This is a genomic window from Flavimaribacter sediminis (genome assembly GCF_019492055.1).
Classification (GTDB): domain Bacteria; phylum Pseudomonadota; class Alphaproteobacteria; order Rhizobiales; family Rhizobiaceae; genus Flavimaribacter; species Flavimaribacter sediminis.
Window position 1 is genome coordinate 1,159,701 of sequence record NZ_JAICBX010000001.1, and the last position, 22,560, is coordinate 1,182,260.

25 protein-coding genes are annotated in these 22,560 nt (G+C 62.4%); 16 read left to right on the forward strand and 9 right to left on the reverse strand.

Features of this window, described 5'->3' with window-relative positions; translation table 11 throughout:
• The first annotated feature begins 100 nt into the window (after window positions 1-100).
• From K1W69_RS05460 to K1W69_RS05475, 4 genes are read left to right on the forward strand one after another with little or no spacing between them, the layout of a single operon-like run.
• Window positions 101-310, forward strand: a complete 210-nt coding sequence (locus tag K1W69_RS05460) for a ribbon-helix-helix protein, CopG family (RefSeq protein ID WP_220227296.1) — start codon at window positions 101-103, stop codon at window positions 308-310.
• Window positions 307-954 carry a GNAT family N-acetyltransferase gene (locus K1W69_RS05465; RefSeq protein ID WP_220227297.1) on the forward strand — a complete coding sequence of 216 codons (648 nt, stop codon included), beginning with the start codon at window positions 307-309 and terminating at the stop codon, window positions 952-954. The genes K1W69_RS05460 and K1W69_RS05465 overlap by 4 nt, the downstream gene beginning before the upstream one ends.
• A complete protein-coding gene (locus tag K1W69_RS05470) occupies window positions 951-1,439 on the forward strand; it encodes a helix-turn-helix domain-containing protein (protein ID WP_220227298.1) in 489 nt (162 codons plus the stop codon). Before K1W69_RS05465 ends, K1W69_RS05470 begins: the two co-directional genes overlap by 4 nt.
• Window positions 1,440-1,457: 18 nt before the next feature.
• The gene (locus K1W69_RS05475) at window positions 1,458-2,390 is read left to right on the forward strand and encodes an ImmA/IrrE family metallo-endopeptidase (protein ID WP_220227299.1); all 933 of its coding nucleotides are present in this window, start codon (window positions 1,458-1,460) and stop codon (window positions 2,388-2,390) included.
• Here the strand turns inward: K1W69_RS05475 and K1W69_RS05480 are convergent.
• From K1W69_RS05480 to K1W69_RS05495, 4 genes are all read right to left on the reverse strand, one after another.
• A complete protein-coding gene (locus tag K1W69_RS05480; protein WP_220227300.1) occupies window positions 2,387-2,761 on the reverse strand; it encodes a hypothetical protein in 375 nt (124 codons plus the stop codon). The genes K1W69_RS05475 and K1W69_RS05480 overlap by 4 nt on opposite strands.
• On the reverse strand, window positions 2,745-3,995 hold the full coding sequence (locus K1W69_RS05485; RefSeq protein WP_220227301.1) for a DUF5996 family protein: 1,251 nt from the start codon (window positions 3,993-3,995) through the stop codon (window positions 2,745-2,747). Before K1W69_RS05485 ends, K1W69_RS05480 begins: the two co-directional genes overlap by 17 nt.
• 92 nt (window positions 3,996-4,087) lie before the next feature.
• Window positions 4,088-5,023: a pirin family protein gene (locus K1W69_RS05490; RefSeq protein ID WP_220227302.1), complete on the reverse strand. Its 936-nt coding sequence runs from the start codon at window positions 5,021-5,023 to the stop codon at window positions 4,088-4,090.
• A 154-nt stretch (window positions 5,024-5,177) separates the two neighbouring features.
• Window positions 5,178-6,071, reverse strand: a complete 894-nt coding sequence (locus tag K1W69_RS05495) for a LysR family transcriptional regulator (RefSeq protein WP_220227303.1) — start codon at window positions 6,069-6,071, stop codon at window positions 5,178-5,180.
• 172 nt (window positions 6,072-6,243) lie between these two features.
• On the opposite strand from K1W69_RS05495, the gene K1W69_RS05500 reads away from it, so the two are divergent.
• The gene (locus tag K1W69_RS05500; protein WP_220227304.1) at window positions 6,244-7,080 is read left to right on the forward strand and encodes an alpha/beta fold hydrolase; all 837 of its coding nucleotides are present in this window, start codon (window positions 6,244-6,246) and stop codon (window positions 7,078-7,080) included.
• Between the two features lie 277 nt (window positions 7,081-7,357).
• On the opposite strand, the gene K1W69_RS05505 is transcribed toward K1W69_RS05500, so the two are convergent.
• Together K1W69_RS05505 and K1W69_RS05510 are read right to left on the reverse strand one after the other, a co-directional pair.
• Window positions 7,358-8,635 carry a dihydroorotase gene (locus tag K1W69_RS05505; protein ID WP_370688186.1) on the reverse strand — a complete coding sequence of 426 codons (1,278 nt, stop codon included), beginning with the start codon at window positions 8,633-8,635 and terminating at the stop codon, window positions 7,358-7,360.
• A complete protein-coding gene (locus K1W69_RS05510) occupies window positions 8,632-9,570 on the reverse strand; it encodes an aspartate carbamoyltransferase catalytic subunit (protein ID WP_220227305.1) in 939 nt (312 codons plus the stop codon). Before K1W69_RS05510 ends, K1W69_RS05505 begins: the two co-directional genes overlap by 4 nt.
• A 151-nt stretch (window positions 9,571-9,721) precedes the next feature.
• On the opposite strand from K1W69_RS05510, the gene K1W69_RS05515 reads away from it, so the two are divergent.
• On the forward strand, window positions 9,722-11,374 hold the full coding sequence (locus K1W69_RS05515) for an acyl-CoA dehydrogenase family protein (protein ID WP_220227306.1): 1,653 nt from the start codon (window positions 9,722-9,724) through the stop codon (window positions 11,372-11,374).
• Here K1W69_RS05515 and K1W69_RS05520 read toward each other — a convergent pair.
• Window positions 11,356-12,291, reverse strand: a complete 936-nt coding sequence (locus K1W69_RS05520) for an AEC family transporter (RefSeq protein WP_220227307.1) — start codon at window positions 12,289-12,291, stop codon at window positions 11,356-11,358. The two genes, K1W69_RS05515 and K1W69_RS05520, sit on opposite strands and share 19 nt — an antisense overlap.
• A 198-nt stretch (window positions 12,292-12,489) precedes the next feature.
• Here K1W69_RS05520 and K1W69_RS05525 point away from each other — a divergent pair, with 198 nt between their 5' ends.
• Window positions 12,490-12,819, forward strand: coding sequence for a DUF6105 family protein (locus tag K1W69_RS05525; RefSeq protein ID WP_220227308.1), 330 nt, complete (start codon window positions 12,490-12,492; stop codon window positions 12,817-12,819).
• On the opposite strand, the gene ruvX is transcribed toward K1W69_RS05525, so the two are convergent.
• Window positions 12,777-13,250, reverse strand: a complete 474-nt coding sequence (ruvX, locus tag K1W69_RS05530; protein ID WP_220227309.1) for a Holliday junction resolvase RuvX — start codon at window positions 13,248-13,250, stop codon at window positions 12,777-12,779. The genes K1W69_RS05525 and ruvX overlap by 43 nt on opposite strands.
• Before the next feature lie 109 nt (window positions 13,251-13,359).
• Here ruvX and K1W69_RS05535 point away from each other — a divergent pair, with 109 nt between their 5' ends.
• Together K1W69_RS05535 and K1W69_RS05540 are read left to right on the forward strand one after the other, a co-directional pair.
• Window positions 13,360-14,067: a metal-dependent hydrolase gene (locus K1W69_RS05535; RefSeq protein ID WP_220227310.1), complete on the forward strand. Its 708-nt coding sequence runs from the start codon at window positions 13,360-13,362 to the stop codon at window positions 14,065-14,067.
• A gap of 2 nt (window positions 14,068-14,069) precedes the next feature.
• Window positions 14,070-14,846 (forward strand): methyltransferase domain-containing protein, encoded by a 777-nt coding sequence (locus K1W69_RS05540; protein ID WP_220227311.1) that lies wholly within the window; start codon window positions 14,070-14,072, stop codon window positions 14,844-14,846.
• Between the two features lie 9 nt (window positions 14,847-14,855).
• Here K1W69_RS05540 and K1W69_RS05545 read toward each other — a convergent pair whose 3' ends face one another.
• Window positions 14,856-15,452: a DUF922 domain-containing protein gene (locus K1W69_RS05545; RefSeq protein ID WP_220227312.1), complete on the reverse strand. Its 597-nt coding sequence runs from the start codon at window positions 15,450-15,452 to the stop codon at window positions 14,856-14,858.
• Between the two features lie 124 nt (window positions 15,453-15,576).
• Between K1W69_RS05545 and K1W69_RS05550 the strand changes: the two genes are divergently transcribed.
• The 7 genes from K1W69_RS05550 to K1W69_RS05580 all read left to right on the forward strand — a co-directional run bounded on the left by K1W69_RS05550 (window position 15,577) and on the right by K1W69_RS05580 (window position 22,551).
• Window positions 15,577-16,743, forward strand: coding sequence for a DNA cytosine methyltransferase (locus K1W69_RS05550; protein WP_370688187.1), 1,167 nt, complete (start codon window positions 15,577-15,579; stop codon window positions 16,741-16,743).
• A complete protein-coding gene (locus K1W69_RS05555) occupies window positions 16,740-17,156 on the forward strand; it encodes a very short patch repair endonuclease (RefSeq protein WP_370688188.1) in 417 nt (138 codons plus the stop codon). Before K1W69_RS05550 ends, K1W69_RS05555 begins: the two co-directional genes overlap by 4 nt.
• Before the next feature lie 181 nt (window positions 17,157-17,337).
• Window positions 17,338-17,664, forward strand: coding sequence for a hypothetical protein (locus K1W69_RS05560; protein ID WP_220227315.1), 327 nt, complete (start codon window positions 17,338-17,340; stop codon window positions 17,662-17,664).
• Between the two features lie 214 nt (window positions 17,665-17,878).
• Entirely contained in the window at window positions 17,879-20,323 is a 2,445-nt protein-coding gene (locus tag K1W69_RS05565) for an ATP-binding protein (RefSeq protein WP_220227316.1), read from the forward strand.
• Complete coding sequence (locus tag K1W69_RS05570) at window positions 20,320-21,030, forward strand: response regulator (protein WP_220227317.1); 711 nt, start codon at window positions 20,320-20,322, stop codon at window positions 21,028-21,030. The genes K1W69_RS05565 and K1W69_RS05570 overlap by 4 nt, the downstream gene beginning before the upstream one ends.
• Before the next feature lie 19 nt (window positions 21,031-21,049).
• Window positions 21,050-21,619, forward strand: a complete 570-nt coding sequence (locus K1W69_RS05575; RefSeq protein ID WP_220227318.1) for a putative glycolipid-binding domain-containing protein — start codon at window positions 21,050-21,052, stop codon at window positions 21,617-21,619.
• 110 nt (window positions 21,620-21,729) lie between these two features.
• Window positions 21,730-22,551, forward strand: a complete 822-nt coding sequence (locus K1W69_RS05580) for an MBL fold metallo-hydrolase (RefSeq protein ID WP_220227319.1) — start codon at window positions 21,730-21,732, stop codon at window positions 22,549-22,551.
• Window positions 22,552-22,560 lie beyond the last annotated feature (9 nt).

Genomic DNA, 22,560 nt, shown 5'->3' on the forward strand with positions numbered 1-22,560 from the left:
TTAATAGCTAAAATATAGCTAGTCAATAGCTGTGCAGAGAATGTTTTTTGTTGACTTTTGCCCATGAAAAGCGCATATGGTGCTCTGAAGGAGTGCCCAGATGTCCAAGAAAACAATGACATTGAACCTCACTGAGGCTGAAATGGCCGTGCTGGAGGAGCTGTGCGACAAGAAGGATTTGAGCAAGACCGTTCTGCTCAGACAGGCCCTGCGGCTCTACCAACGCGTCGAGGAGCGCCTTGAAAGAGGGGATAAGCTCTTCTTCGAAGACGAAGCGTCAAAAGAGAAGGCGGAGATCATGATGCTATGATCGCCACCACACCTTCTGCTGTGACGCCCGTCTGGCTGACAAACAGAAGCACCAAAGAATCCGTGGATGCGGAACTTTGGCACAGTATCGTCGACAAGAACCTGGCGGATTGGGAAGCCGAATGGATTCCTGATCTCCAACGTCGGCTCAAGCTTCTGAACCAGCAAAAAGTCGAACGCCGGTTCTGGCCCCAAAGCCGCCATTGGGACTGGCGTGACAAGCTGCGCGAGATCGAGCGTCGCCTGGCCAATCTCTCCTTCGCCATCGTGGCTGAGGACATGACTCAGGCCATGATGACGATCGATCTGACAAAGCGCGCCCGCATGCCGGGCCACGACGGCCAGCATCTTGTCTACATCGACTTTCTGGAGGCCGCGCCCTGGAACCGAAATGATGTCGCTGAAGAGCCTGCGCGCTTTGGCGGTTGCGGGTCCATACTTATCAACGCGGCCATCCAGCAGAGTATGCTGGAGGGCTTCAAGGGTCGGATCGGCCTGCACTCTCTGCCACAGGCAAACAGCTTCTATGCCAATGCCTGCGGAATGACCGATCTAGGACAAGACGCAACCTATGAAAATCTGCGCTACTTCGAACTGGACCCTGACAGTGCGTGCAGTTTCATTGAGAAAGGAAAAGGAGAATGACATTCGACATCAGCAAAGCATGGTGCCGCAATGCCGGTGCCCGAGAGGATGGCCTCGATATCGGAGCAGGCGTGATCGCTGCCGATCCGATGTTCACACACGAGGCCAGTGCCGATGAAAGCCCAGAAGCGTCCCGGCTTGCACTGGGACGCTTCATCAACCTGATGCGCCGAGATCAAGGTTTGTCGATAGAAGCGTTGGCCGACAAGGCGGATATCGAGATTGGAGAGCTTCTCAGTCTCGAGAACAATGCTGCCCATCTGCCGGATGTGCGGACGCTCTACCAGCTTTCCGAGATTTTCGGCGTGTCACAAGAAAAGCTCATGGGATTGTCAGGACTTACACATGCAAACGACGATGATTATGTCGAGGAGGCAGTTCGATACGCGGCCAAATCGGCATCCGTGGAGGTTCTGACCGAGGATGAGCATGCGATCCTGAATGGATTGATCTCAGTTCTGAGTGAGAACGCAAAGCAAAAGTGACAAGAAGGCGATCGTCAGGTGGCGAAAAACGTAATTATCAAAACGAAAAACGCGCTTGATATCGATCGCAAGGTTGAGCGGGTTCTCAAAGATTTGGGCAACCCAGAGCCACCGCTCGATCTCGAAGTGGTCCGCGAGCTCTTAAAGCTCGATCTGGACTTCTACACCGCGAAAGACCCCGGTGTTCTCCAAGAGGTCGTCTCAAAAATGACGATGGCGGGCAAGCAGATGCTTGCCCGCCCATCCCGCATTCTGGATGCCGTACGGAAGTGGGATCTGCGCGCACTCTACATTCCTGACCGGAAGAAAATCCTTCTCGATAAGGATCAACCTCAGCTGAAACATCGCTGGCACGAGGCCCACGAAGTCGGTCATAGCCTTCTCCCCTGGCACGCGGGTGCCATGATGGGGGACAACGAGCACACACTGATCCCATCTTGCCACGAAAAGCTTGAAGCAGAAGCGAATTTTGCCGCTGGCCGCTTGCTGTTTCTTCGAGATCGCTTCGCGGAGGAATGTCTTGCTCAAGATCCTTCTTTCGATGCCCTGAAGGAACTGAAGCAAACCTATGGCAACACGCACACGACGACGTTCTGGCGGGGAGTGGAGACGTGGGGCAGGGAGCGGCCCATCGTTGGTCTCGTCACGGATCATCCGCATGCTATCCACCGCAAACCAGACTTTGATCCACACGAACCCTGCAAACACTTCGTGCAATCCTCAGCATTTGCCGAACGGTTCTCAGCCATTCGTGAAACCGATGTGTTCGATCAGGTTGTCGAATACTGCAAGGGAAACAAGGCCGGACCGCTTGGCGAGGCAGATGTTGTCCTGAGCGACGATAATGGGGAAGAGCATCTGTTCCACTTCGAGAGCTTCTCTTTCTATCATCAGACCCTGACATTGGGCGTCTACCAAGGCCCCTACAAGCGCTTCGTCGCAGTTGCCTAGTGAACGGCGGGAACGCGGGCTGCGACCGCAGCATCTTGAAGATTGGTCGAAGGTCCGGAAAGGGCCGAAAGCGCCAAAGCGTCCGGCGAGTGCGAATTTCCGTATAGCCCGATCTTCAGCCGTAACCAGAAAGTCTCATGTCGGCCCCATTTCACCCATTCATCCCGCACAGGCGACTTGTACGGCCAGTGGAAGATTCTCGAAGTCCAGGCCAACTCACGCTCACGGGCAATCCACCCTGCGCCGCCTTCAAGGCGTTCATCGAGCTTGCGCGAATTGAGCGCGAAACGCAGTGAGAAGACGGACGGCGGCGGCATCCTGCCGGAGTAGAGCCGCCGCCGGCCTGTCTTCGTGTCAACGTCGCAGCACATCCTGCCATTCGGGACGGCGGTCGATCTGCGCCTTCGCAAACGGACACAACGGAATAATCGAGACGCCGTCGCGTCGGGCGTCCTCGACGGCGCGCTGCACCAGTTTCTCGCCGACTTTGCGGCCACGCAGGGCGGCGGGAACCTCCGTATGGTCGATGATGATCAGAGCGTCGCCGGCCCGGCTGTAGGTCATCTCGGCCTCGTAGCCATCGACAACAATCCGGTAACGCCCCTTGGACGGGCCGTCCTCCCGCTCGACGTCCGTGTCGGCCAATGCGGGCGCAGTCGCTTGCGGCCTTGCGTCCGGTCGCCGCGCCTTGCGCGGCTCGCCCGGCGCGCATTCCAGCAGATCGCGATCCCATCTTCCGAATTCGGCGGCCGCCTCGTATGTCGAGACAAGAAAAGCCATCAAGGCCGCATCCGGGTCATCCGCAGCCTGCACTGCGTCGTAAGGAAGGAGGAACTCGGACAGCCCTTCGCTCCAGAACGCGGCGTCCGGCCGCACGGAGGCGCTGCGGAACCCGTTCGGTTCCGGGTAGGCGTAGGCGTAGAACGCCGGATAGTCGACGCCGCCGCCGCCTGGCCAGAATCCGGCCGAGGAAACCTCGCGGTCATAGGCTTCCTGCGCCACGTCGTCGGGCAGGGCGGGAACGCCGCCTGGATGCAGCGGCGCGCGTCGACCCGAAAACCGGGTGACAGCCAGGTCAAAACTGCCCCAGAACAGGTGAACAGGACTGGACTTCCCCAGGAAGGCGGACCGGAAACGGTTGAAGACCCTGTCGATTGCGACGAGCGCCTGGTGAAAACGCTGGACTGCGTCGCGGTCATAGGGCCGGTCGCGGTGATCCTCGACGAAGGGGACAGGGTTCGGCACTTCGTTGGGACTGCCGTTGAAGGTCGGCGCGCCGCCAAGATCGGAAACAAGCCGTACGAAACGAGCGTGGAATTCGGCGACCGTCATCGGCTCGAGCGCAAACGAAGCCTTGCGTCCATTGCCGCACACGCCCAGAACCATGTGATCTTGGAAATCGAACTGAATCTCGATGCCGGGGCCATCGGGAATCGCCGAAGTCGTCAGTCCGCGCGGCGTGACATAAAATGTTGCGTGCCAGGAATGATTGAGCCACGGGCTGTGCGCCAGCCGGTACTTGCCGACAATCTGAAGGTAGAGATGCAAGGCGGAACACGTCTCGCGCCAGCCAAGGTAGTCGAGAGAAGGCCAGGAGTTGCTCATGTCATATGTTCCGTTCGGCAGGCGTGGTTGATGTAAATGGGCTCTCGGTAGGAGCGAAGTCCCGGGTTGCGGCGGGAAGTCGCTTTCGCGCGTCAATCCGGAAGAGGAATGTGCTCCTCACGATCATCGACAGGAAGATCGAAACGTCCCGCGCCCCAGTTCTCGGCGCGCCATTCAGCCTTGGCGGCTTCGATGCGCTCCTTCGAGGAGGCCACGAAGTTCCACCATATGTAGCGCGGACCTGACATCGTCGCGCCGCCCAGGATCATCAGTCGCGCGCCCCTGTCGCCGGCTGCGACCGTGATCCGGTCGCCCGGACGGAACACCATCATCTGCCCCGCCTGATAGTCATTGCCGGCGATCGAGATCGAGCCGTCGACGATATAGATGCCGCGGTCTTCGTGGTCGTCCGGCATCGGCAGCAGGCTTCCTGCCTCGAGCGTCACATCCGCGTAGAACGTTGCGGAGTACATCATGGCCGGAGCGGTTTTGCCGTAGGCGTTTCCGAGAATGAGCCGGACGGACACGCCGTCGTCCTCGATCACCGGCAGCGTGTCCTTGCCGTGATGCTCGAACAGCGGCGCCATGTCCTCGTGGCTGTCGGGCAGGGCGAGCCAGGTCTGGATGCCGAACAGGCTGTTCGGGCCGGATCGCGCCTCGGCGCTCGTGCGTTCCGAATGCGTGACGCCGCGCCCGGCCACCATCCAGTTCAATGCGCCGGGGCGGATGATCTGGTCGGCCCCGGTGCTGTCGCGGTGGTGAAAGTCGCCCTGAAAAAGATAGGTGACAGTGCCGAGGCCGATATGCGGGTGTGGACGAACATCGACGCCCTGTCCGGTCAGCAGCTCGGCCGGACCGGCCTGATCGAAAAAGATGAACGGCCCGACCATCTGACGCTTCGGCGCCGGAAGGGCGCGCCTGACTTCGAACCCGCCGAGATCGCGGCTGCGCGGGATGATGAGTGTCTCGATTGCGTCCAAATCGACCGTGTCGGGACAGCCTGGTTCGAGCGCCGGGTTCCAGCTCATGCCTGTGGTCCTTTCAAGTGCTAGCGGGCGATCGCGCCCTGATCGGTTGCGTTGTTCGTCGTCACTGGATGTAATCTATGTGGCCGGAAACGGGAACGCTAGCTGCGTCATGCGCACAACGGCGTCGCTCCAAGTGGAACGCAGATGCAGCATTTCACGCCTTGACGCCCCAAAGTTGCGGGTTCTGTTCGAAGTTCTCGATCAGCAAATCGGTGAGCACCCGAATCTTGCGAGCGGGATGGCGCCCCGGCGGACGAACGACATAGGCGCCGCCCGGAGGAGGCGGGTAACGCGTCATGACGGGAACCAGCGCCCCGGCCGCGATATGGTCGTGCGTGATGCAGTCCGGCAACCAGCCGATGCCGAGGCCGGCCACTGCCGCCGCCGCGAGCGCAACCGCGTTGTCGGCCTTGAAGCGCCCTTGCGGCTGAACGGCGACGACCTTGTCGCCGTCCATCATCTGCCAGCTTTCCGTGCCCTGCATGACGGCCTGATGGGAAACGAGTTCTTCCGGCGTCTCGGGCGCGCCATGCTTGCGAATGTAATCCGGGCTCGCGACGAATTTCCCGTGGATCGGCCCGACGCGTTTCGCCATCAGATTGGAGTCCTGAAGATAGCCGACCCGGATCGCGCAATCGTACCCTTCCGCGATGAGATCGACATAGCGGTCGCTGTAGGAGGTATGGATATGCAGCTGCGGGTGACGCTTCGCCAATTCCGCGAGCACGGGCGCAAAATGCGTCGGACCAAAGGTCAGCGGCGCGGTGATCCTCAGCCGGCCCCGCAGCTCGCCGGCGGGCAGGATCGTTTCCCTGGCAGTGTCGATTTCTGCGCTCGCTCGCACCGCATGGTCCCGGAAGGTGGCGCCAGCTTCCGTAAGCGCCGCGCCGCGGGTCGTGCGCGCAATCAGCTGGACGCCAAGCTCTGCTTCAAGCCGGAAGAGCCGCCGGCTGACGATCGACTTCGAGACGCCGAGCCGGCGCGCGGCCGCGGTAACGCCGCCCGTATCGGCGACCGTCACGAATGTTTCCAGTTCTTCGATGTCCATTTGGCGTTCCTGATTGCGCGACAGAGAATAGCGATTTCGAAGACTAGCGCATCCGGCGTCGGAACCACATATCCTAATTTCAAACCCGGCCTTCTCCCGGGTTTCACCTCCCACTCACGATAGCGCTTCCCGCGGGAATTGCTTTCGCGATAGTCCGAAAGGAGACAACGACATGGGTTATGTTACAACCGAAGATGGCGTGCAGATCTATTACAAGGACTGGGGACCCAGGGACGCCCGGCCGATCGTTTTCCATCACGGCTGGCCGCTCAGCGCCGACGACTGGGATGCGCAGATGCTATTCTTCCTGTCCAAGGGCTACCGGGTCGTGGCGCACGACAGGCGCGGCCACGGACGCTCGGATCAGGTCGCCGACGGACACAACATGGACCACTACGCGGCGGACGCCTTCGCCGTCGTCGAGGCGCTGGACCTGAAGAACGCAGTCCATATCGGCCATTCCACCGGCGGCGGGGAGGTGGCGCGCTATGTAGCGAAGTTCGGCGAACCCGCCGGCCGCGTGTCGAAGGCCATTCTGGTGGCGGCCGTTCCGCCTTTGATGCTCAAGACGGATGACAATCCCGAAGGCACGCCGCGGGAGGTCTTCGACGGCTTTCGAAAGGCGCTCGCCGACAGCCGCGCGCAGTTTTTCCGCGATGTTCCGGCCGGTCCGTTCTACGGTTTCAACCGCGACGGAGCGACGGTTCATGAAGGGGTGATCCAGAACTGGTGGCGGCAGGGCATGATGGGCGGCGCCAAGGCGCACTACGACGGGATTGCGGCCTTCTCCGAAACCGACCAGACGGAGGATCTCAAGACGATCACCGTTCCGACGCTGGTGTTGCACGGCGAGGACGATCAGATCGTCCCGATCGCGGCATCGGCTTTGAAGTCGGTCAAGCTGCTGCAGAACGGAACGCTGAAAACCTATCCCGGTTTCTCACACGGGATGCTGACGGTGAACGCCGATGTGCTGAACGCCGACATTCTGGAGTTCATTGAAAACTGAAGCGGCGGCGAGGCGCAACTTTCAGCGCTTCGTCGACTTCATCTCTTCCTACCGAACACGCCTTTCTGCAAGGAAAGATCGTTCAAGACTGCATCAGCCGGCCGGATGGGCGGCAAGGCCGCAAAACTGCCCGCAGGGTCGGCAGGCCTTGGCGCTCCTGAAACAGGTTCGTCAGGCTCTCGTCATGTCTATAGCGGCGGTGTCAGGCACTGTGTCGTCTCCCGTCAAAAGTCAGCGTAGGCTCAGAACGCGCGCCGTGCCGGCGCGGGAGAGGTAATCACCCCCGGAATATAAACTTCCCCGAAACCATCGTCGCCGTGACCCGGCCCTGGAACCGCGCGTCCTCGAACGGCGTGTTCTTCGAGCGCGAGCGAAGGTCGTCCTTCGCGAGAACCCAGGGCGCGTCCAGGTCGATCACTGCGATATCCGCCTTCCGGCCAGGTTCCAGCGAGCCGCCCGGCAATCCGAAGATCTGCGCCGGCCGGGTCGAAAGCGCATCGATCAGCCGCGTCAGCGGCACGTCGCCGTTGTGATGCAGCCGCAGCGCCGCCGGCAGCAGCGTTTCCAGTCCCACGGCGCCTTCCGCCGCGTCGGAAAAGGGCAGGCGCTTGGTGTCGACGTCCTGCGGATCGTGCGACGAGACGATGATGTCGATGTCGCCGTCGGCGAGCGCCTGCACCATCGCCCGCCGGTCGTCCTCGTCGCGCAGCGGCGGAGAGAGTTTGAAGAAGGTGCGGTATTCGCCGATGTCGTTTTCGTTCAGCGACAAATGGTTGATTGAAACCGCGCAGGTGATCTTCGCGCCGCGACGCCTGGCCTGGCGGATCGCCTCGATGGAATCCGGCGTCGAAATCTTGGCGGCGTGGTAGCGCGCGCCGGTGAGACCCGCGACCCTGAGATCGCGTTCCAGCATGATGATCTCCGCCTCGCGCGGAATGCCGGGCAGGCCGAGCCAGCTCGCAAACAACCCCTCGTTCATCACGCCGTCGGCGGCCAGATCCTCGTCCTGGGTCTCCAGCGCCACCACGAGGTCGAAATCACGGGCGTAGGTCATCGCCCGGCGCATGACTAGCGCGTTCGACACCATGCGCCTGCCGTTGGTCAGCACCACGGCGCCGGCCTTCTTCAAGAGGCCGAATTCGGTGAGTTCCCTTCCGTCGAGCCCCTTCGTCAGCGCGGCGGACGGATAGATGCGCACCATCGATTGTTCGCGCGCAGTACGCAGCACGAATTCGACCAGGGCCACATCGTCGATCACCGGGCTGGTGTCCGGCATCATGATCAGCGAGGTCACCCCGCCGGCGGCGGCTGCGGCGCTAGCCGACGCGATCGTTTCGCGATGTTCGGCGCCCGGTTCGCCGACAAACACCCGCGCGTCCACCAGGCCGGGCGTGATCGTTCGCCCCGTGCAGTCGACCGTTTCCGCATCCTCGGGGATTGCGATCCCCGGTCCGATGGCGGCGATCCGGTCATTCTCGATCAGAACGGCGCCGGTTGCGTCCATATCCTGCGAAGGGTCGACGATGCGCCCGTTGACAAGTGCGGTGCGGCTCACGAGTGCGTCTCCCCGTCTGCGGATTGCATCAGGGTCTCCATCACCGCCATGCGCACCGCCACGCCCATTTCGACCTGCGTGTCGATGACGCTTTGCGGGCCGTCGGCGATTTCGGAGGCGATTTCCACGCCGCGGTTCATGGGCCCCGGATGCATGACGAGCGCGTCGTCCCGGGCAAGCGCCAGCTTGCGCGCGTCGAGGCCGAAATAGTGGAAATATTCCCGCACGGAGGGCACGAACAGCCCCGCCATGCGCTCGCGCTGCAGGCGCAGCATCATCACCACGTCGGCGTCCTTCAATCCCTCCTCCATGGTTTGGAACACTTCCACACCCATGCGTTCGGCGCCTGCCGGCAAAAGGGTCGAGGGAGCGACGGCGCGCACCCGCGCGCCAAGCGCGTTCAGAAGAATGATGTTCGAGCGGGCCACGCGGCTGTGCAGAACGTCGCCGCAGATCGCCACCGTCAGACCGGCTATCCTGCCCTTGGCGCGTCGGATGGTCAGCGCATCCAGCAGCGCTTGTGTCGGGTGCTCGTGCGCGCCGTCGCCGGCGTTGACGACGGAGCAGCCCACCTTCTGGGCAAGCAGGGCGGCGGCGCCGGCCGAACCATGCCGAACGATCAGGATGTCCGGGTGCATGGCGTTCAGCGTCATCGCCGTGTCGATCAGCGTTTCGCCTTTCTTTACCGACGAATTGCCGACGGACATGTTCATCACATCGGCGCCCAGCCGCTTGCCGGCGAGCTCGAACGAAGCCTGGGTGCGCGTCGAAGCCTCGAAAAACAGGTTGATCTGGGTCAGCCCGCGCAGCGTGGAGGTTTTTTTCTCCCGCTGTCTGCTCAGTTGAACAGCTTCGTCGGAGCGGTCGAGAAGGAATTGAATGTCCATCTCGGTCAACCCGTTTATGCCAAGCAGATGGCGATGGGAGAAAGCCATGGACAAAACCCGCGAATTTTGACAATTGGCGTCTCTATAGGCGCGATGAAACCGCCGGGCAAGAACGGGCGCCTGGTATGCGCCAGTCATCCCCATGCATTTATCGAACGCGCGCTTGCTCGTGCGCCGCGACAACAGGTATAAGCCCGATATGACGAAATCCATGACATTTGGCTCCACCCATGAAGTGACGAATCAGCCGTCGCTCTACAGCGGGATTAACGCCTACACGGCCGATCCGATGCTCTGCGAGATCGCGGCGGACATGCCGAAGGCGTTTCGCGACGAGTTCTCGCAGATCGGCCGATTCGCAACCACGCCGGAGGCGCAGGAACTGGCGCGACTCGCCAATCAGTCGACGCCGGAGCTGAAACCCTATGACCCGCGCGGAAACCGGGTCGATGTCGTGGAATTCCATCCGGCCTATCACGCGCTGATGCGCCGGTCCTTCAGTATCGGGCTACATTCCTCTGTCTGGGAAAACCGGCCGGAAGAAAAGGGGATCGCCCATCGCGCCCGCGCTGTCCGCTTTTTCCTGACCGCAGGTCTGGAATGCGGCCATCTCTGCCCGATCACGATGACAAACGCATCGCTGGCGTCGATCAGCGCTACGCCCGCTGTCTACAAGATGTGGGCGCCCAAGGTGCTGTCGCGCAGCTATGACGCCGCCAACCGGCCGGTCGTCAGCAAGAAGAGCGCGACCATCGGCATGGGCATGACCGAAAAGCAGGGCGGAACCGATGTGCGCGCCAACACCAGTTCGGCCGAGCGCGCGGGCGAGGGGGTCTATCGCCTGACGGGCCACAAATGGTTCATGTCGGCGCCGATGAGCGACGCCTTCCTGATGCTCGCACAGACGACGGAAGGCCTGAGCTGCTTCCTCGTGCCGCGCTATCTGGAAGACGGCAATCCCAACGGACTGCGATTCCAGCGCCTGAAAGACAAGATCGGCAACCGCTCGAACGCTTCAAGTGAAGTCGAGTTCGTCAATTCCTACGGGTTTCTTCTCGGTGAGTCGGGCAGGGGCGTGCGCACCATCCTCGAAATGGTCACCTTGACCCGTCTCGACTGCGCGCTGGCCTCCGCCGGCATCATGCGCGCGGCCGTGGCCGAGGCCGTGCATCATTGCCGGCAGCGCAAGGTGTTCGGCAAGCACCTGCTTGAGCAACCGCTGATGACGCGGGTGATCGCGGACATGGCGCTGGACGTCGCGGCGGCCACAGCGCTCGCCATCCGGCTTGCCCGCGCCTTCGATCTGGCGGACTCCGATCCAAATGAGGCGGCTTACGTGCGCATCATGACGCCAGTCGTCAAATACTGGATCTGCAAGCTGGCGCCATCGCTGACTTACGAGGCCATGGAGTGTCTCGGCGGCAGCGGCTATGTGGAGGAGCGGCCCATGGCCCGCCACTATCGCGAAGCGCCGATCAATGCGATCTGGGAAGGCTCCGGAAACGTCATGGCGCTCGATCTGATGCGCGCCATCGGTCAGGACCCGTCGAAATTCGAAACCGTTATCGGCATGGTCGCCGGCGATCTCGGCGCATTTTCCAAGCGCACTGTCGATGTGCTGACGGCCGCGACGGCTCTGGTCCAGCGCGATGAGGGCGCGGCGCGCCTGCTTGTCGAGCAACTGGCCCTGTCGGCGGCCGCCGCAGAGCTCTACAACATGGGCGCCGGCCGCATCGCCGACGCCTTCGCCGAATCCCGTCTCGCCGGCGCATGGCGGTCGACCTATGGTATGCTCGATTCGCGCTTCGATTCCACGCAGATCGTATCGCTGCTCTATCCGGAGGCGATATAGGTCGCGAGATAAAGAACAAGCGGTATCGTCAGGAAAGACGCCACTGTCTGTAGCGTTGCGATTGTCGCGTAAAGGCGGGCGTCGCTGCCCATCTGCTTGGCCAGCAGATAGCCGTTCATCGCCGTCGGCACGCTGCCTATCAGCGCCAGCAAAATCAGCTCGTTGCCGCGCAACCCGGCCGCAAGGCATGTTGCGATCATCACCAGCGGATAAACAAGTAGCTTGGCCGCAACCGCAATAAGCGTCATTGGCCGTGGTCGCACCGTGTCGCGGATGCGCAGCGCCGCGCCGACCAGGATCAGGCCCATGCCGAGCGCGGATGCGGACACCATTTCCAGGGACTTTTCCACCGGCCCGTAAATGCGCAACCCGATATATTGCAATGTTACGCCGGCAAGGGCTGCGATGATGAGCGGATTGGTGATCAGTCGGCGAAGAAATGTCGCAAAGTTGCGGTTCGACGCGTTGAACCAGACAAGCGTCGCTACGTTGACGCAGTTGATCGGCAGGATGATCAGCGCCATCACAAGCGCTGTCAGCGCCAGTCCTTCCTGGCCGAACAGCTTGTCTGAAATGGCGAGAGCCACAAAGCTGTTCCACCGCGTCGTGGTCTGGAAGATCGCCGTATATTTTGCGGACGATACGCCCCTGATCCGCAGCGCCGGCCACAGCGCATAGGCCAGCACAAACATCACGGTTATGCAAGACAGCGCGCCGATGGCTACCTTCGTTAGCTCCATGCCGCTGAAGTCGGCGCGATAGAGCGTCAGGAACAGCAGGCAGGGAAACAGCACGAAATAGCCGATTTCCTCAAGGCCGTGCCACACGCCGCGATCGACCAGCGGCGTGCGCTTGAGCACGATGCCGAGGACGATCAGCAGGAATATGGGCAGACTGCTTTCGAAAATCGCGATCATGACGGAACGTCAGTTTGAAGACGTTTTGGTGATAGACTTTCGGTGAACCGGCGGCAAGCGGAGGCGCCCGCAGATCTGAAATCCGCGGCGCGGCCATGTGGATATTAACCTTAACAAATGGTTTACATTGCTTTCGCCGCTGAAAATTCCGAGGTTGTCTGTGACGAGACTAGGGAAGGGTGCGGACCGGCGATTGCGATGAAGTGGTTTCTTATATTGTGGTTTGTGCCAGTGTCGCTGATTTCGGCCTGGTACGGGTTATCCTACTACGATCTGAATTTTGGCGTGTTCATGTTGACGCGGGACGTGCATGACCTCGTTTTCAAGATCTATGGCGAAATACTTGGCATTCCACCCACAGACATTCCGCCGCTCCTGTTGCGCGCGCTTATCGTCGATTCGATGATCGTCATGGCGATCGTCGCGTTTCGCTACCGCAAGAAAATCATCGTCTGGGTTCGCGCGCGCCGCGCCGCCTGGGCCGCTCAGCCGCGCAAGGCGGAAGAAAGCCTGTCCAGCGCACCCTGAAGGATGAAAGCTGCGGCGGCGGAATCGATCCGCTCGCTGCGTTTGCGGCGCGACACATCCATCTCGATAAGCGCGCGTTCAGCGGCCACCGTCGACAGCCGCTCGTCCCAGAAGGCGAACGGCGTGTCGGTCACGCCGGCCATGTTGCGCACGAAGGCGCGGGTCGCCTGGGCGCGCGGTCCCTCCGAACCATCCATGTTGACCGGCAGGCCGATCACGCAGCCGCCGACACTTTCCCTTGTCAGCCGCTCCATCAGCGCGTCGGCGTCGATCGTGAATTTCTTGCGCCGCAGCACGTCGCGCGGCGTCGCGAGCGTCAGGCCCAGATCGCTGATCGCGACGCCGATCGTTTTCGTTCCGAGGTCGAGTCCGGCGAGCACTTTGCCTTTTTCAAGGCCTGCGGCCAGTTCTTCCAATGTTAAAACGGGCATGTCCGCGCCGATCAAAAAACTTTTGCAAACGGTCCTTTTCAGGACGCGGGACAATCCATAAGCTGCTTCGCAGAATAATGCGACCAAAACCCTATGGGAGGCGACAGACATGAAACTGCAATGGTTCGGACATTCCGCGTTTCGCATCGAAATCGGAGGCGCGACGATCCTCATCGATCCGTTCTTTACGGGCAATCCCTCCTTCGAGGGACAGAGTGCGGCGGCCGCTGCCGAAGGCGTCACCCATATCGTGCTGACCCACGGCCATGGCGACCATATCGGCGATACGCCGTCGATCGCCCGGGAAACCGGCGCGACCGTGATCGCCAACTACGATCTGTGCATGTGGCTCGGCAAGCATCACGGGCTCGAAAAGATCGATCCGACCAACACCGGCGGAACGGTCCACCATGACGGTTTCACCGTCACCTATGTCAACGCGCTGCATTCGTCCGCGATGATCACCGAAGACGGCGTCTCCCATGCGCTCGGCAATCCCAACGGCGTGGTGCTGCATTTCGACGATGCGCCGACCCTCTATCACATGGGCGACACCGACATTTTCTCCGACATGGCGCTCATCAACGAACTGCATAAGCCGGAAATCGGCATCGTGCCGGTTGGCGACCGCTTCACCATGGGCGGCGCGGTGGCGGCGCTCGCCTGCCGGCGCTATTTCGATTTTTCAACCATCATTCCATGCCATTTCGGCACGTTCCCGATCCTCGACCAGAACGCAGGGGAGTTTCTTGCGGCGATGGAGGAGGACGACGACAAGGTCAAGACGCCGGCGGTCGGCGACGTTCTCGATCTTTAGCGATGCGCTATGTCATCGCCAATGACAGCGAGGAAGAGCGGACCCGCCTTCGGCTGCTGGCGGAGCTGACCGACCCTTACACCTGCTACCGGCTGGAGGAGATCGGCGTCGAGCCTGGCTGGCGCTGTCTGGAAATCGGCGCGGGCCTCGGCACGGTCTCGACCTGGCTCGCCGACAAGGTCGGCAGCGAAGGCGAGGTTGTCTGCACCGATATGCAGACGAAGTTTCTCGAGGATATCGACCATCCGCGCATCCGTGTGGAGCAGCTCGATATCCTGCAGGAACCGCAGCGCCACGGCGCCTTCGATCTCGCGGTCGCGCGGAACGTCCATCACCACATTCCAGACAGGCTGGCGGCGATGCGCAATCTCGTCGAAATGGTCAGGCCCGGCGGCCACATCCTCTATGTCGAGCCGGATCTGCATCCGGCCATGGCCGATTTCCACCCCGTCTGGCGGCGCGCCTTCGAGGCGTTCCGGCAATGGGGTGAGCAGCATGATATCGACCTCTTCACCGGCCGCCGCCTGCCGCATCAGCTTGCCGTCGCAGGCCTCGACATCGTGTCGTCGCGCGGCGAGACGGCGCTGTTTTCAGGCAAGGGCGGCGATCCCGCCGTCGAGCTCTACCGCCGCAGCTTCGGCCTCATTATGGATGATCTCGTCGCGATGGGCTTCCTGTCGCAGGCCGACGGCGACGAGGTCGATCGCCTGCTCGACAGCGAGCAGGCCTGGCTGATGAATTTCTGCTTCTTCGCCACCCATGCCCGCAAGCCGGTGTAGGCGTTCTCGTCAAGGTCCGTTGACGAGCGCGAGGATCAGCTGCTGGATATTGCCGCCGTTGGCCATCTCCGCATCCTCGAAGGCGCGGTTGCGCGCTTTGTAGCGGACGAAAGCGGCCTTCAGCGGCGTCTGGATGGCGTCGCGGATCGCCTTGCAGTCCGGATCGTTCGGCTGGCGGAAGCCGACGGTCGTGTCGTAGATCTCCTGCGCCATTTCGGCCACGTATTGGCCGTGCACGGCCTCGTGCGCGCGAATCCCGTCGATGAAGACGCGCCAGCGCGCCGCCAGGTCAGCCGGCAGTGTCTGCGACGGCTTGGGCAGTGTGTAAGTGATCGTCAGGAAGGAGCGCGCTGCCTTCAGCACGCAGTCGTTTCCGTCGCGCACATAGTCGCGGCCCCATTTGAGATCAAAATCGGTCTTGGCGATTGCGCTCGACGCGCCGCCGCGCAACAGCGGCCCGTTTGCGCCCATCGACTGGTAGAGCGCGATGCCGGTCGCGCCCGAAACCGCGTAGGCCTTTTCCACGAATTTCGGCTTGACCTCGCCGGCGAACGCCGATGCTGCCAGAGCCAGGAGCGCTGCGGCGAGCGCGAAAAGACGCATCATTTCCATTTCCCTGTTCACCGCGCACTTCCAACGTTTAGGCCGCCCCTGTCAATCCGGCGCAACAATGCTAGGCTGCGGTCGAATCCGCAACTTTGGCATATCCAGCGGCGCAGGGAGCACCGGAGTGATCGACGCCGAAAGGCCTACCTTCTACGAGTTTTTCGCTGGCGGCGGCATGGTCCGCGCGGGTCTCGGCGATGGCTGGCGCTGCCTTTTCGCCAATGATTTCGACGCCAGAAAGGCCGCCGCCTACCGGGCCAATTGGGATCGCGCCGCGCCGTCCGCGCTCACAGTCGGCGACATCCGCGCGGTTGATGCACGCGATCTGCCTGGCGTCGCCGATCTTGCCTGGGCGTCCTTTCCCTGCCAGGACCTGTCGCTCGCCGGCGGCGGCGCCGGTCTTGACGGTGCGCGCTCCGGCGCGTTCTACCCGTTATGGAGCATCATGAAACGCCTGGCGGCGGACGGTCGCGCGCCCCGCATCGTGGCGCTGGAGAACGTCACCGGCGCGCTCACCAGCCATGGCGGCGCGGATTTCGACGCAATCTGCCGGGCCTTCGCCGACAATGGCTATCGCTACGGCGCACTTGTCATCGACGCCGCCCTGTTCGTGCCGCAGTCCCGTCCGCGCCTGTTTGTCATTGGCGTCCGCGATGATATCCCGCTGGAGTCGACGCCTGTCTCGGCAAACCCTGTGGAGCCATTCCACACCCGCGCCCTTCAGGCGGCGCACGCCCGCATCAGCGCGCCCGCGAGAGCCAGCTGGCATTGGTGGAATGTGCCTGCGCCTCCACGCCGCAACACTGTCTTTGCAGATCTCGTCGAAGATGACCCGCAAAGCGTGCGCTGGCACGACACGTCCGAAACAACAAGGATTCTCGGCCAGATGTCGCCCGCCAACCGCGCCAAGGTGGATGCCGCGCAAAAGGTGGGGCGGCGCATGGTTGGCGCAGTCTACCGGCGCACCCGCGTAGAAAACGGAGAAAAGCGCCAGCGCGCCGAGGTCCGCTTCGACGATCTGGCGGGTTGTCTGCGCACGCCGGCCGGCGGCTCGTCGCGCCAGCTCATCCTGGTCGTCGACGGCGATCGCATTCGCTCGCGGCTTATATCCGCGCGCGAGACCGCGCGCCTTATGGGGCTCGACGAGGCCTACGCGCTTCCGCAAAACTACAACGAGGCCTATCACCTGACGGGCGACGGCGTCGCGGCGCCCGTGGTGCGGCATCTGGCGCAGCATCTCTTCGAGCCGATCCTGAAGCGCCGCGCGTTGCGCGCCGTTGAAGCAGCGTGAAAACGGCGCAAACTACGGATCCCGCGCGCAGCGCCGTCATGCGCGCCGTCAAATCCCGCGACACCGCGCCGGAAATGGTCGTGCGCCGGCTCGTCCATGCGCTGGGTTACCGCTACCGCCTGCACCGGCGCGACCTGCCCGGCGTCCCGGACCTCGTCTTTCCCGGCCGCCGCAAGGTGGTGTTCGTGCATGGCTGCTTCTGGCACGGGCACGATTGCCCGCGCGGCGCCCGCGCGCCAAAGACCAACGCCGACTACTGGCGCGCCAAGATCGCCCGCAATACAGCCCGCGACGCCCGCAACGCCCAGGCGCTGACCGATGCCGGCTGGCGCGTCCTCACCGTATGGGAATGCGAAACCGCGAAAACCAAACGCGCCGACCTTGAGGCGAAGCTCAAGGCGTTTCTTGAATGACGGGCGCGTCCTTGCGCGGATAGTGTTTCGATTGTTTCCGACGTTCCGCCGCTCCGATACAATTGAGACATTCGGCGACATCGAACCCATACAAGCCTCAGTCAGATTTCCTCCCATAGGAAACAGCCGGCCGTGGTGGTCGGACACTCCTCTAAATCCCGATTGGAAAGGAAACCTGACAATGAGAAACCTGACTCGAAGCGCCGGCGTCGCCGGCTTGTTTGCCGCAGCCGCCATCGCCGCAACGGCGCTGGGCGCCGCCCCGGCTTCAGCCTATCAGTGCAAGAACAGCCACCACTACCAGTCCGGGGCTGGCAACCATCCGCAGGTGGCTGTCGCCCAGATGATCGCCAAGAAGAGCTGGGCGGGCAAGATCAAGAGCGAGTACGGCCTGCCATGGTCGGTATGGGACATCGCCAAGGGCAAGCAGGTTAGCTGCACGCCTGCCGGCGGTGGAATGACGATCTGCGTCGCCCGTGCGCGGCCCTGCAAATACGTCGCCGGTTAATAATGATCAGTGGCTGAAAGCAATTACAAGGCGCATATTGCCGGCAGCCGGAGAGCATCCGGTTTGCCGGCTTTGCCTGTTTGTCTGCGCGGGGATGCGCAGGTCTGATACAATTGATACATTCGGCGATACCGAACAGATATACTCGCAATACAATATGGAATGCGCCGCGGCGTAGGGCCTGCGGATGTCGGAAGATGAAGGGAGCCATCCATTGTCCGCGAATACGCACGACCGGGACAATTCCTTTTCGGCCGACGATAGGGCGCAACTTGTTCTCGAGGGGCTGCGTGCGCCCGAAAGCGTCGACCGGCTGTGTGAAGAGGCCGGGCTTTCAAGACACACCTTCGCCAAATGGCGCGACGCCTTTATCGAGGGAGGCCGGAGCCAACTGGCGCGCGAGGCCGAGACGCCGTCCGGCGCGTCCGGTCTGGACGACGCCCTGCTCAGGAAAATCGTCGAGTCCTTTCCCGCAAATCTCCTCATATCGAGACTGGACGACGGCGACATCATTTTCCGATCCGCCTCGACTGAAGCCGTTTACGGCCTCCGGGATCGGACGAGCGAACACTGGATGGACCATAACGAACGGCGCAGGTTCGTCGAGGAAATGCGGACAACGGGCCGGGTCGACAAGATGCTGTTCAGGGCCCGCGGCTTCGACGGGACAGAGTTTCCCGCCCAGCTGTCCAGCCGGCTGATCGAACACGGCGATCAAACCATCAGCGTCACGACCTCCACCGACCTCGGCGCCTTCTACGAGATGAGCGAGAAGCTGGAGCAGAACATCGCCCGTTTCCAGGAGGCTCTGGAGGCGCTCGACGAGGGGATCATGCTTTATGATTCCGATCTCAGGCTCGAACTTTTCAACGGGCGGGCGAACGAGATGTTCTTCCAGGGCGAGGGCAGGTTCGAACTCGGCAAGACGTTCTATGAGCTTTGCGAACATTTCGCCGTTTCGGGATTGCTCGTGATGCCTCCCGGGCTTGCAAAGGACGACTGGGCGCGGTTCGCCGAGGAGGATGTCCGCGGCCTGGCGAAGAATACGGAGATTACGACCGCCAGCGGGCGCCTCCTGCTCGGATCGTCCCACCGCACCGATCAGGGCGGCTATCTTCTGACGTTCAGGGACATCACCGGGCAGCGTCAGGCGGAAAACGCCCAACGGGAATCGGACACCCTGCTCAGACTGATCGTCGAGACATGCCCGGTCAATTTCATGGTCTCGCGTCTGGATGACGGTAAGATCATATATTCCTCGCATGACATGAAGGCCCGCTTCGGGGAAGTCGATTCGACGAACTCGTACTACGCGACGCCGGAAGGCCGCCTGAAATACCTCGACAGACTGCTGCCGACGGGCGCGGTCGACGACTATCCCCTCAAGCTGCGCAAGAGCGACGGCGCGATCATGGACGCCGTGACGTCCGCGCGCATGACGGTCTACAAGGGCGAGGACGTGATCGTCTCCTCGACCCGCGACGTCACGGATTTCCTGAACCTGCAGGAAGAACTGCGCCACCAGCGCGAGATCGCCCACCAGAACGAGAAGCTTTCGGCGCTTGGCGAATTGCTCGCAGGCGTCGCCCATGAGCTGAACAATCCCCTTTCCGTGGTGGTCGGCTACTCTCTCATGCTGAAGGAAAAGGTCGAGAATCCCGTTCACCGGGAGCGGATCGACAGGATCGGACAGGCGGCGGAGCGCTGCGCCCGCATCGTGAAGGTGTTTCTGGCCATGGCCCGGCAGAGGCCCGTCAATCCCGAGCCCCTGTCTCTCAACGATATCGTGGAGGCGGCCGCCGCCGGCGCGGCCATCTCCGTGCGCTCGAAGGGGGCCCGCATCGTCTTCGATCTGGACGCGACCCTGCCGCTGGTCGACGCCGACGAGGACCAGCTTATTCAGGTCTTCACCAATCTCATCTCCAACGCCGGACATGCGCTCGCCGGGAAGAAGAAGGACGGCGTCCTGACATTGAGAACCTATTTCGACGACAGGCTGAACCGGGTCGTGGCCGAAGTCGCGGACAACGGGCCAGGCGTTCCCAAAGAACTCCAGTCGCGGATCTTCGAACCGTTCTTCACGACGAAGGAAGCGGGCGAGGGCACCGGGATCGGTCTCGCCTTCTGTCACCGCATCATCGCGACCTATGGCGGGCGCCTGTCCCTGAAATCCTCTCCCTCGAAAGGCGCGCGTTTCATCGTGCGGCTGCCGGAATCCGCGCAGCGGACCGGATACCGGTCGATGGCGGTCGATATCCGGGAAAAGGCCCGCGATGTGTGCCGGGTTCTCGTGGTCGACGACGAGATCAACGTCACCGACATGCTCGTCGATCTTCTCGAGGAACGCGGATGCGAGGTCGTGGCCAGAAATGACGTCGAGTCCGCGCTTCAACTGCTCGAAAGCAGGACGTTTGACATCATCATCAGCGACATCCGGATGCCCGGGCTCGACGGCGAGGCCTTTTTGAAGCGGCTGAAAGCCTCGTTTCCACACTATGAGGGCCGGCTGGCCTTCGTGACCGGCGATATGCTCAGCCCGGACGTGGCGGATTTCCTGGCCCGCGCCAATGTTCCCTTCCTCGAAAAACCGGTCGTTCCGGAAGATCTGCAGGCCCTGATCACGGATATCTGCAAAACGAACAGAGATGTCTCATCATGAGTTCCAAGCCGTTCCACATTCTTGTCTGCGACGATGAAATCCATCTGCGGGAGATGGTCGGCGAATATCTGTCCGATCGCGGCTATCGCATCACGGAGGCGCAAGACGCATCATGCCTGCACGAGGCCATGAAGAAAGACCCGGCGGACCTGATCGTGCTCGATATCAACATGCCGGGCGAGGACGGGCTTACGGCCCTGCGCACGCTGCGCAAGGAATCGACAGTGCCGGTCATCATGCTCACCGCCGCGGCCGACGTCGTGGATCGCGTGGTCGGCCTCGAAATGGGCGCCGACGATTATGTCGGCAAGCCCGTGGATCTGCGCGAGCTCGAGGCCCGCATCAAAGCCACCCTGCGCCGTCAGGTCGTCAACGAAGAAGAGGCCAGGCGCCGGGACATCCTGTCCGGCACGGTGCCGTTCGGCGATTGCCGTCTCGATCTCGACGCGGCGAAACTCTACGGATCCGGCGGCGACGAGATCGCGCTCACGGCCATGGAGTTCAGCCTCCTGCGCGTCTTCGCCTCCAATCGCGGCCGCATCCTCAACCGCGATCAGCTGCTGGAACAGGCGCACGACAAGGGATGGGAGCCGTTCGACCGTTCGATCGACCTGCGCATTTCGCGCATAAGAAAAAAGGTGGAAAAGAACCCCGCCAAGCCGGAATATATCCGCACCGTCAGGGGCATCGGCTACATCTTCGACTGAGAGAGAGAGGAATGCGCGCATGGCCGATCGGGACCGGCTTCCCCGCGCCGTATTGTGGCGGCGCTTCGATCCGGAAGGCATGGACGCCTGCCGCTACGCGCGATCGGGCGACGGCTATGAAATTTCCGGAACAGCGCTCTACCACGACCGTCACGGCCCGGCGAAGCTCGACTATCAGGTTCTCTGCAACGCCGACTGGTCAAGCCGGTCCGCGCGCGTGAGCGGTTGGCGTGGATCCATCCGGACAGATCTCCTGCTGTCGCGATCCGCCGAAGGCTCGTGGACGACGGGCGGCGCGGCGATCCCCGGGGTCGACGGCCTTGCCGACATCGATCTCGGGTTCACGCCGGCGACCAACGCCAACGCCATCCGGCGGCTCGGCCTTGAGACCGGGGCCGAGGCGGAGACGACCGCCGTCTGGCTCGATGTCGATGACTGGCGGTTCAAGCCTCTGCGGCAGATCTATTCGCGCCTGTCGGAAACCCGTTTCGCCTACAGCTCTCCGCAGCATGGCTACGACGCCGTCATCGTCACCGACGATTTCGGCGTCGTCCGGTCATACCCGGAGCTCTGGGAAGCGGTTGCATAGCCGCGCCCTCAATCGATAATGGCGGCTGCAAGGATCGGATGCGTCAACGAAGGCGCTGTGCCTCCGCCGCCCAAGTCTGCTAAAAGCCCTACCCGAACAGGAGCTCTGCCATGTCCGACGACTTCAAGATCTGCCGCGCCTGCGGCGTCGAGCATCCGCTTTCCGCCGTTGTCTGCGACATCTGCCTGGACGAGCGGCAATACGTGCCGCGCGGCGGCCAGGCCTGGGCGACGCACGCCGAGCTTGCCGCGGAGGGCGTGCGCACGCAGATCCGCGAGATCGAGGAAAACCTCCATGAAATCTCCACCGCGCCGTCCATCGCCATCGGCCACCGCGCCCTTCTGGTTGTCACACCGGAAGGCAATCTCCTGTGGGAGCCGGTCGGTTTCCTCGACGAGGCGGCGGTGAGCGGCCTTCAGGCGCTCGGCGGCGTGCGCTACATTGCGGCGAGCCACCCGCACATGTTCGGCGCGCAGGTCGCCTGGAGCCGCGCGTTGGGCGGCGCGCCGGTGCTGGTGTCCAGCTATGACCGCGAATGGCTGGCGCGGCCTGATCCGGTGATCGAATTCTGGGAGGACGACGCCGAGATCCTGCCGGGCGTCACGCTCGCGCGCGTCGGCGGGCATTTTCCGGGCAGCGCCGTGGTGCACTTTGCGGCCGGCGCGACTGGCGCCGGCGCGCTGCTTTCCGGCGATTCCATCATGGCGAACCCGGACGGCAAGACCGTCTCCTTCATGCGCAGCTTTCCAAACCGCATCCCGCTGTCGGTCAGGGCGGTAGAGACGATCCTGCAGCGGATTGACCGCTTCGCCTACGATCGGCTTTATTCCAACGTCGCCAGCTCGGTGGAGGAAGGCGCGGACGCCGCCGTGCGCGCCTCGGCACAGCGCCATATCGACTGGATTACCGGCGCGCATGACGACCTGATCTGAGCTTCGGCC

What these genes read in the sequence shown, in the direction of transcription:
- K1W69_RS05460 (WP_220227296.1), top strand. Translation starts at nt 101, where the DNA reads ATGTCCAAGAAAACAATGACATTGAACCTCACTGAGGCTGAAATGGCC.
- K1W69_RS05465 (WP_220227297.1), top strand. Translation starts at nt 307, where the DNA reads ATGATCGCCACCACACCTTCTGCTGTGACGCCCGTCTGGCTGACAAAC.
- K1W69_RS05470 (WP_220227298.1), top strand. Translation starts at nt 951, where the DNA reads ATGACATTCGACATCAGCAAAGCATGGTGCCGCAATGCCGGTGCCCGA.
- K1W69_RS05480 (WP_220227300.1), bottom strand. Translation starts at nt 2,761, where the DNA reads ATGTGCTGCGACGTTGACACGAAGACAGGCCGGCGGCGGCTCTACTCC.
- K1W69_RS05485 (WP_220227301.1), bottom strand. Translation starts at nt 3,995, where the DNA reads ATGAGCAACTCCTGGCCTTCTCTCGACTACCTTGGCTGGCGCGAGACG.
- K1W69_RS05490 (WP_220227302.1), bottom strand. Translation starts at nt 5,023, where the DNA reads ATGAGCTGGAACCCGGCGCTCGAACCAGGCTGTCCCGACACGGTCGAT.
- K1W69_RS05495 (WP_220227303.1), bottom strand. Translation starts at nt 6,071, where the DNA reads ATGGACATCGAAGAACTGGAAACATTCGTGACGGTCGCCGATACGGGC.
- K1W69_RS05500 (WP_220227304.1), top strand. Translation starts at nt 6,244, where the DNA reads ATGGGTTATGTTACAACCGAAGATGGCGTGCAGATCTATTACAAGGAC.
- K1W69_RS05510 (WP_220227305.1), bottom strand. Translation starts at nt 9,570, where the DNA reads ATGGCTTTCTCCCATCGCCATCTGCTTGGCATAAACGGGTTGACCGAG.
- K1W69_RS05515 (WP_220227306.1), top strand. Translation starts at nt 9,722, where the DNA reads ATGACGAAATCCATGACATTTGGCTCCACCCATGAAGTGACGAATCAG.
- K1W69_RS05520 (WP_220227307.1), bottom strand. Translation starts at nt 12,291, where the DNA reads ATGATCGCGATTTTCGAAAGCAGTCTGCCCATATTCCTGCTGATCGTC.
- K1W69_RS05525 (WP_220227308.1), top strand. Translation starts at nt 12,490, where the DNA reads ATGAAGTGGTTTCTTATATTGTGGTTTGTGCCAGTGTCGCTGATTTCG.
- ruvX (WP_220227309.1), bottom strand. Translation starts at nt 13,250, where the DNA reads ATGCCCGTTTTAACATTGGAAGAACTGGCCGCAGGCCTTGAAAAAGGC.
- K1W69_RS05535 (WP_220227310.1), top strand. Translation starts at nt 13,360, where the DNA reads ATGAAACTGCAATGGTTCGGACATTCCGCGTTTCGCATCGAAATCGGA.
- K1W69_RS05540 (WP_220227311.1), top strand. Translation starts at nt 14,070, where the DNA reads ATGCGCTATGTCATCGCCAATGACAGCGAGGAAGAGCGGACCCGCCTT.
- K1W69_RS05545 (WP_220227312.1), bottom strand. Translation starts at nt 15,452, where the DNA reads ATGATGCGTCTTTTCGCGCTCGCCGCAGCGCTCCTGGCTCTGGCAGCA.
- K1W69_RS05560 (WP_220227315.1), top strand. Translation starts at nt 17,338, where the DNA reads ATGAGAAACCTGACTCGAAGCGCCGGCGTCGCCGGCTTGTTTGCCGCA.
- K1W69_RS05570 (WP_220227317.1), top strand. Translation starts at nt 20,320, where the DNA reads ATGAGTTCCAAGCCGTTCCACATTCTTGTCTGCGACGATGAAATCCAT.
- K1W69_RS05575 (WP_220227318.1), top strand. Translation starts at nt 21,050, where the DNA reads ATGGCCGATCGGGACCGGCTTCCCCGCGCCGTATTGTGGCGGCGCTTC.
- K1W69_RS05580 (WP_220227319.1), top strand. Translation starts at nt 21,730, where the DNA reads ATGTCCGACGACTTCAAGATCTGCCGCGCCTGCGGCGTCGAGCATCCG.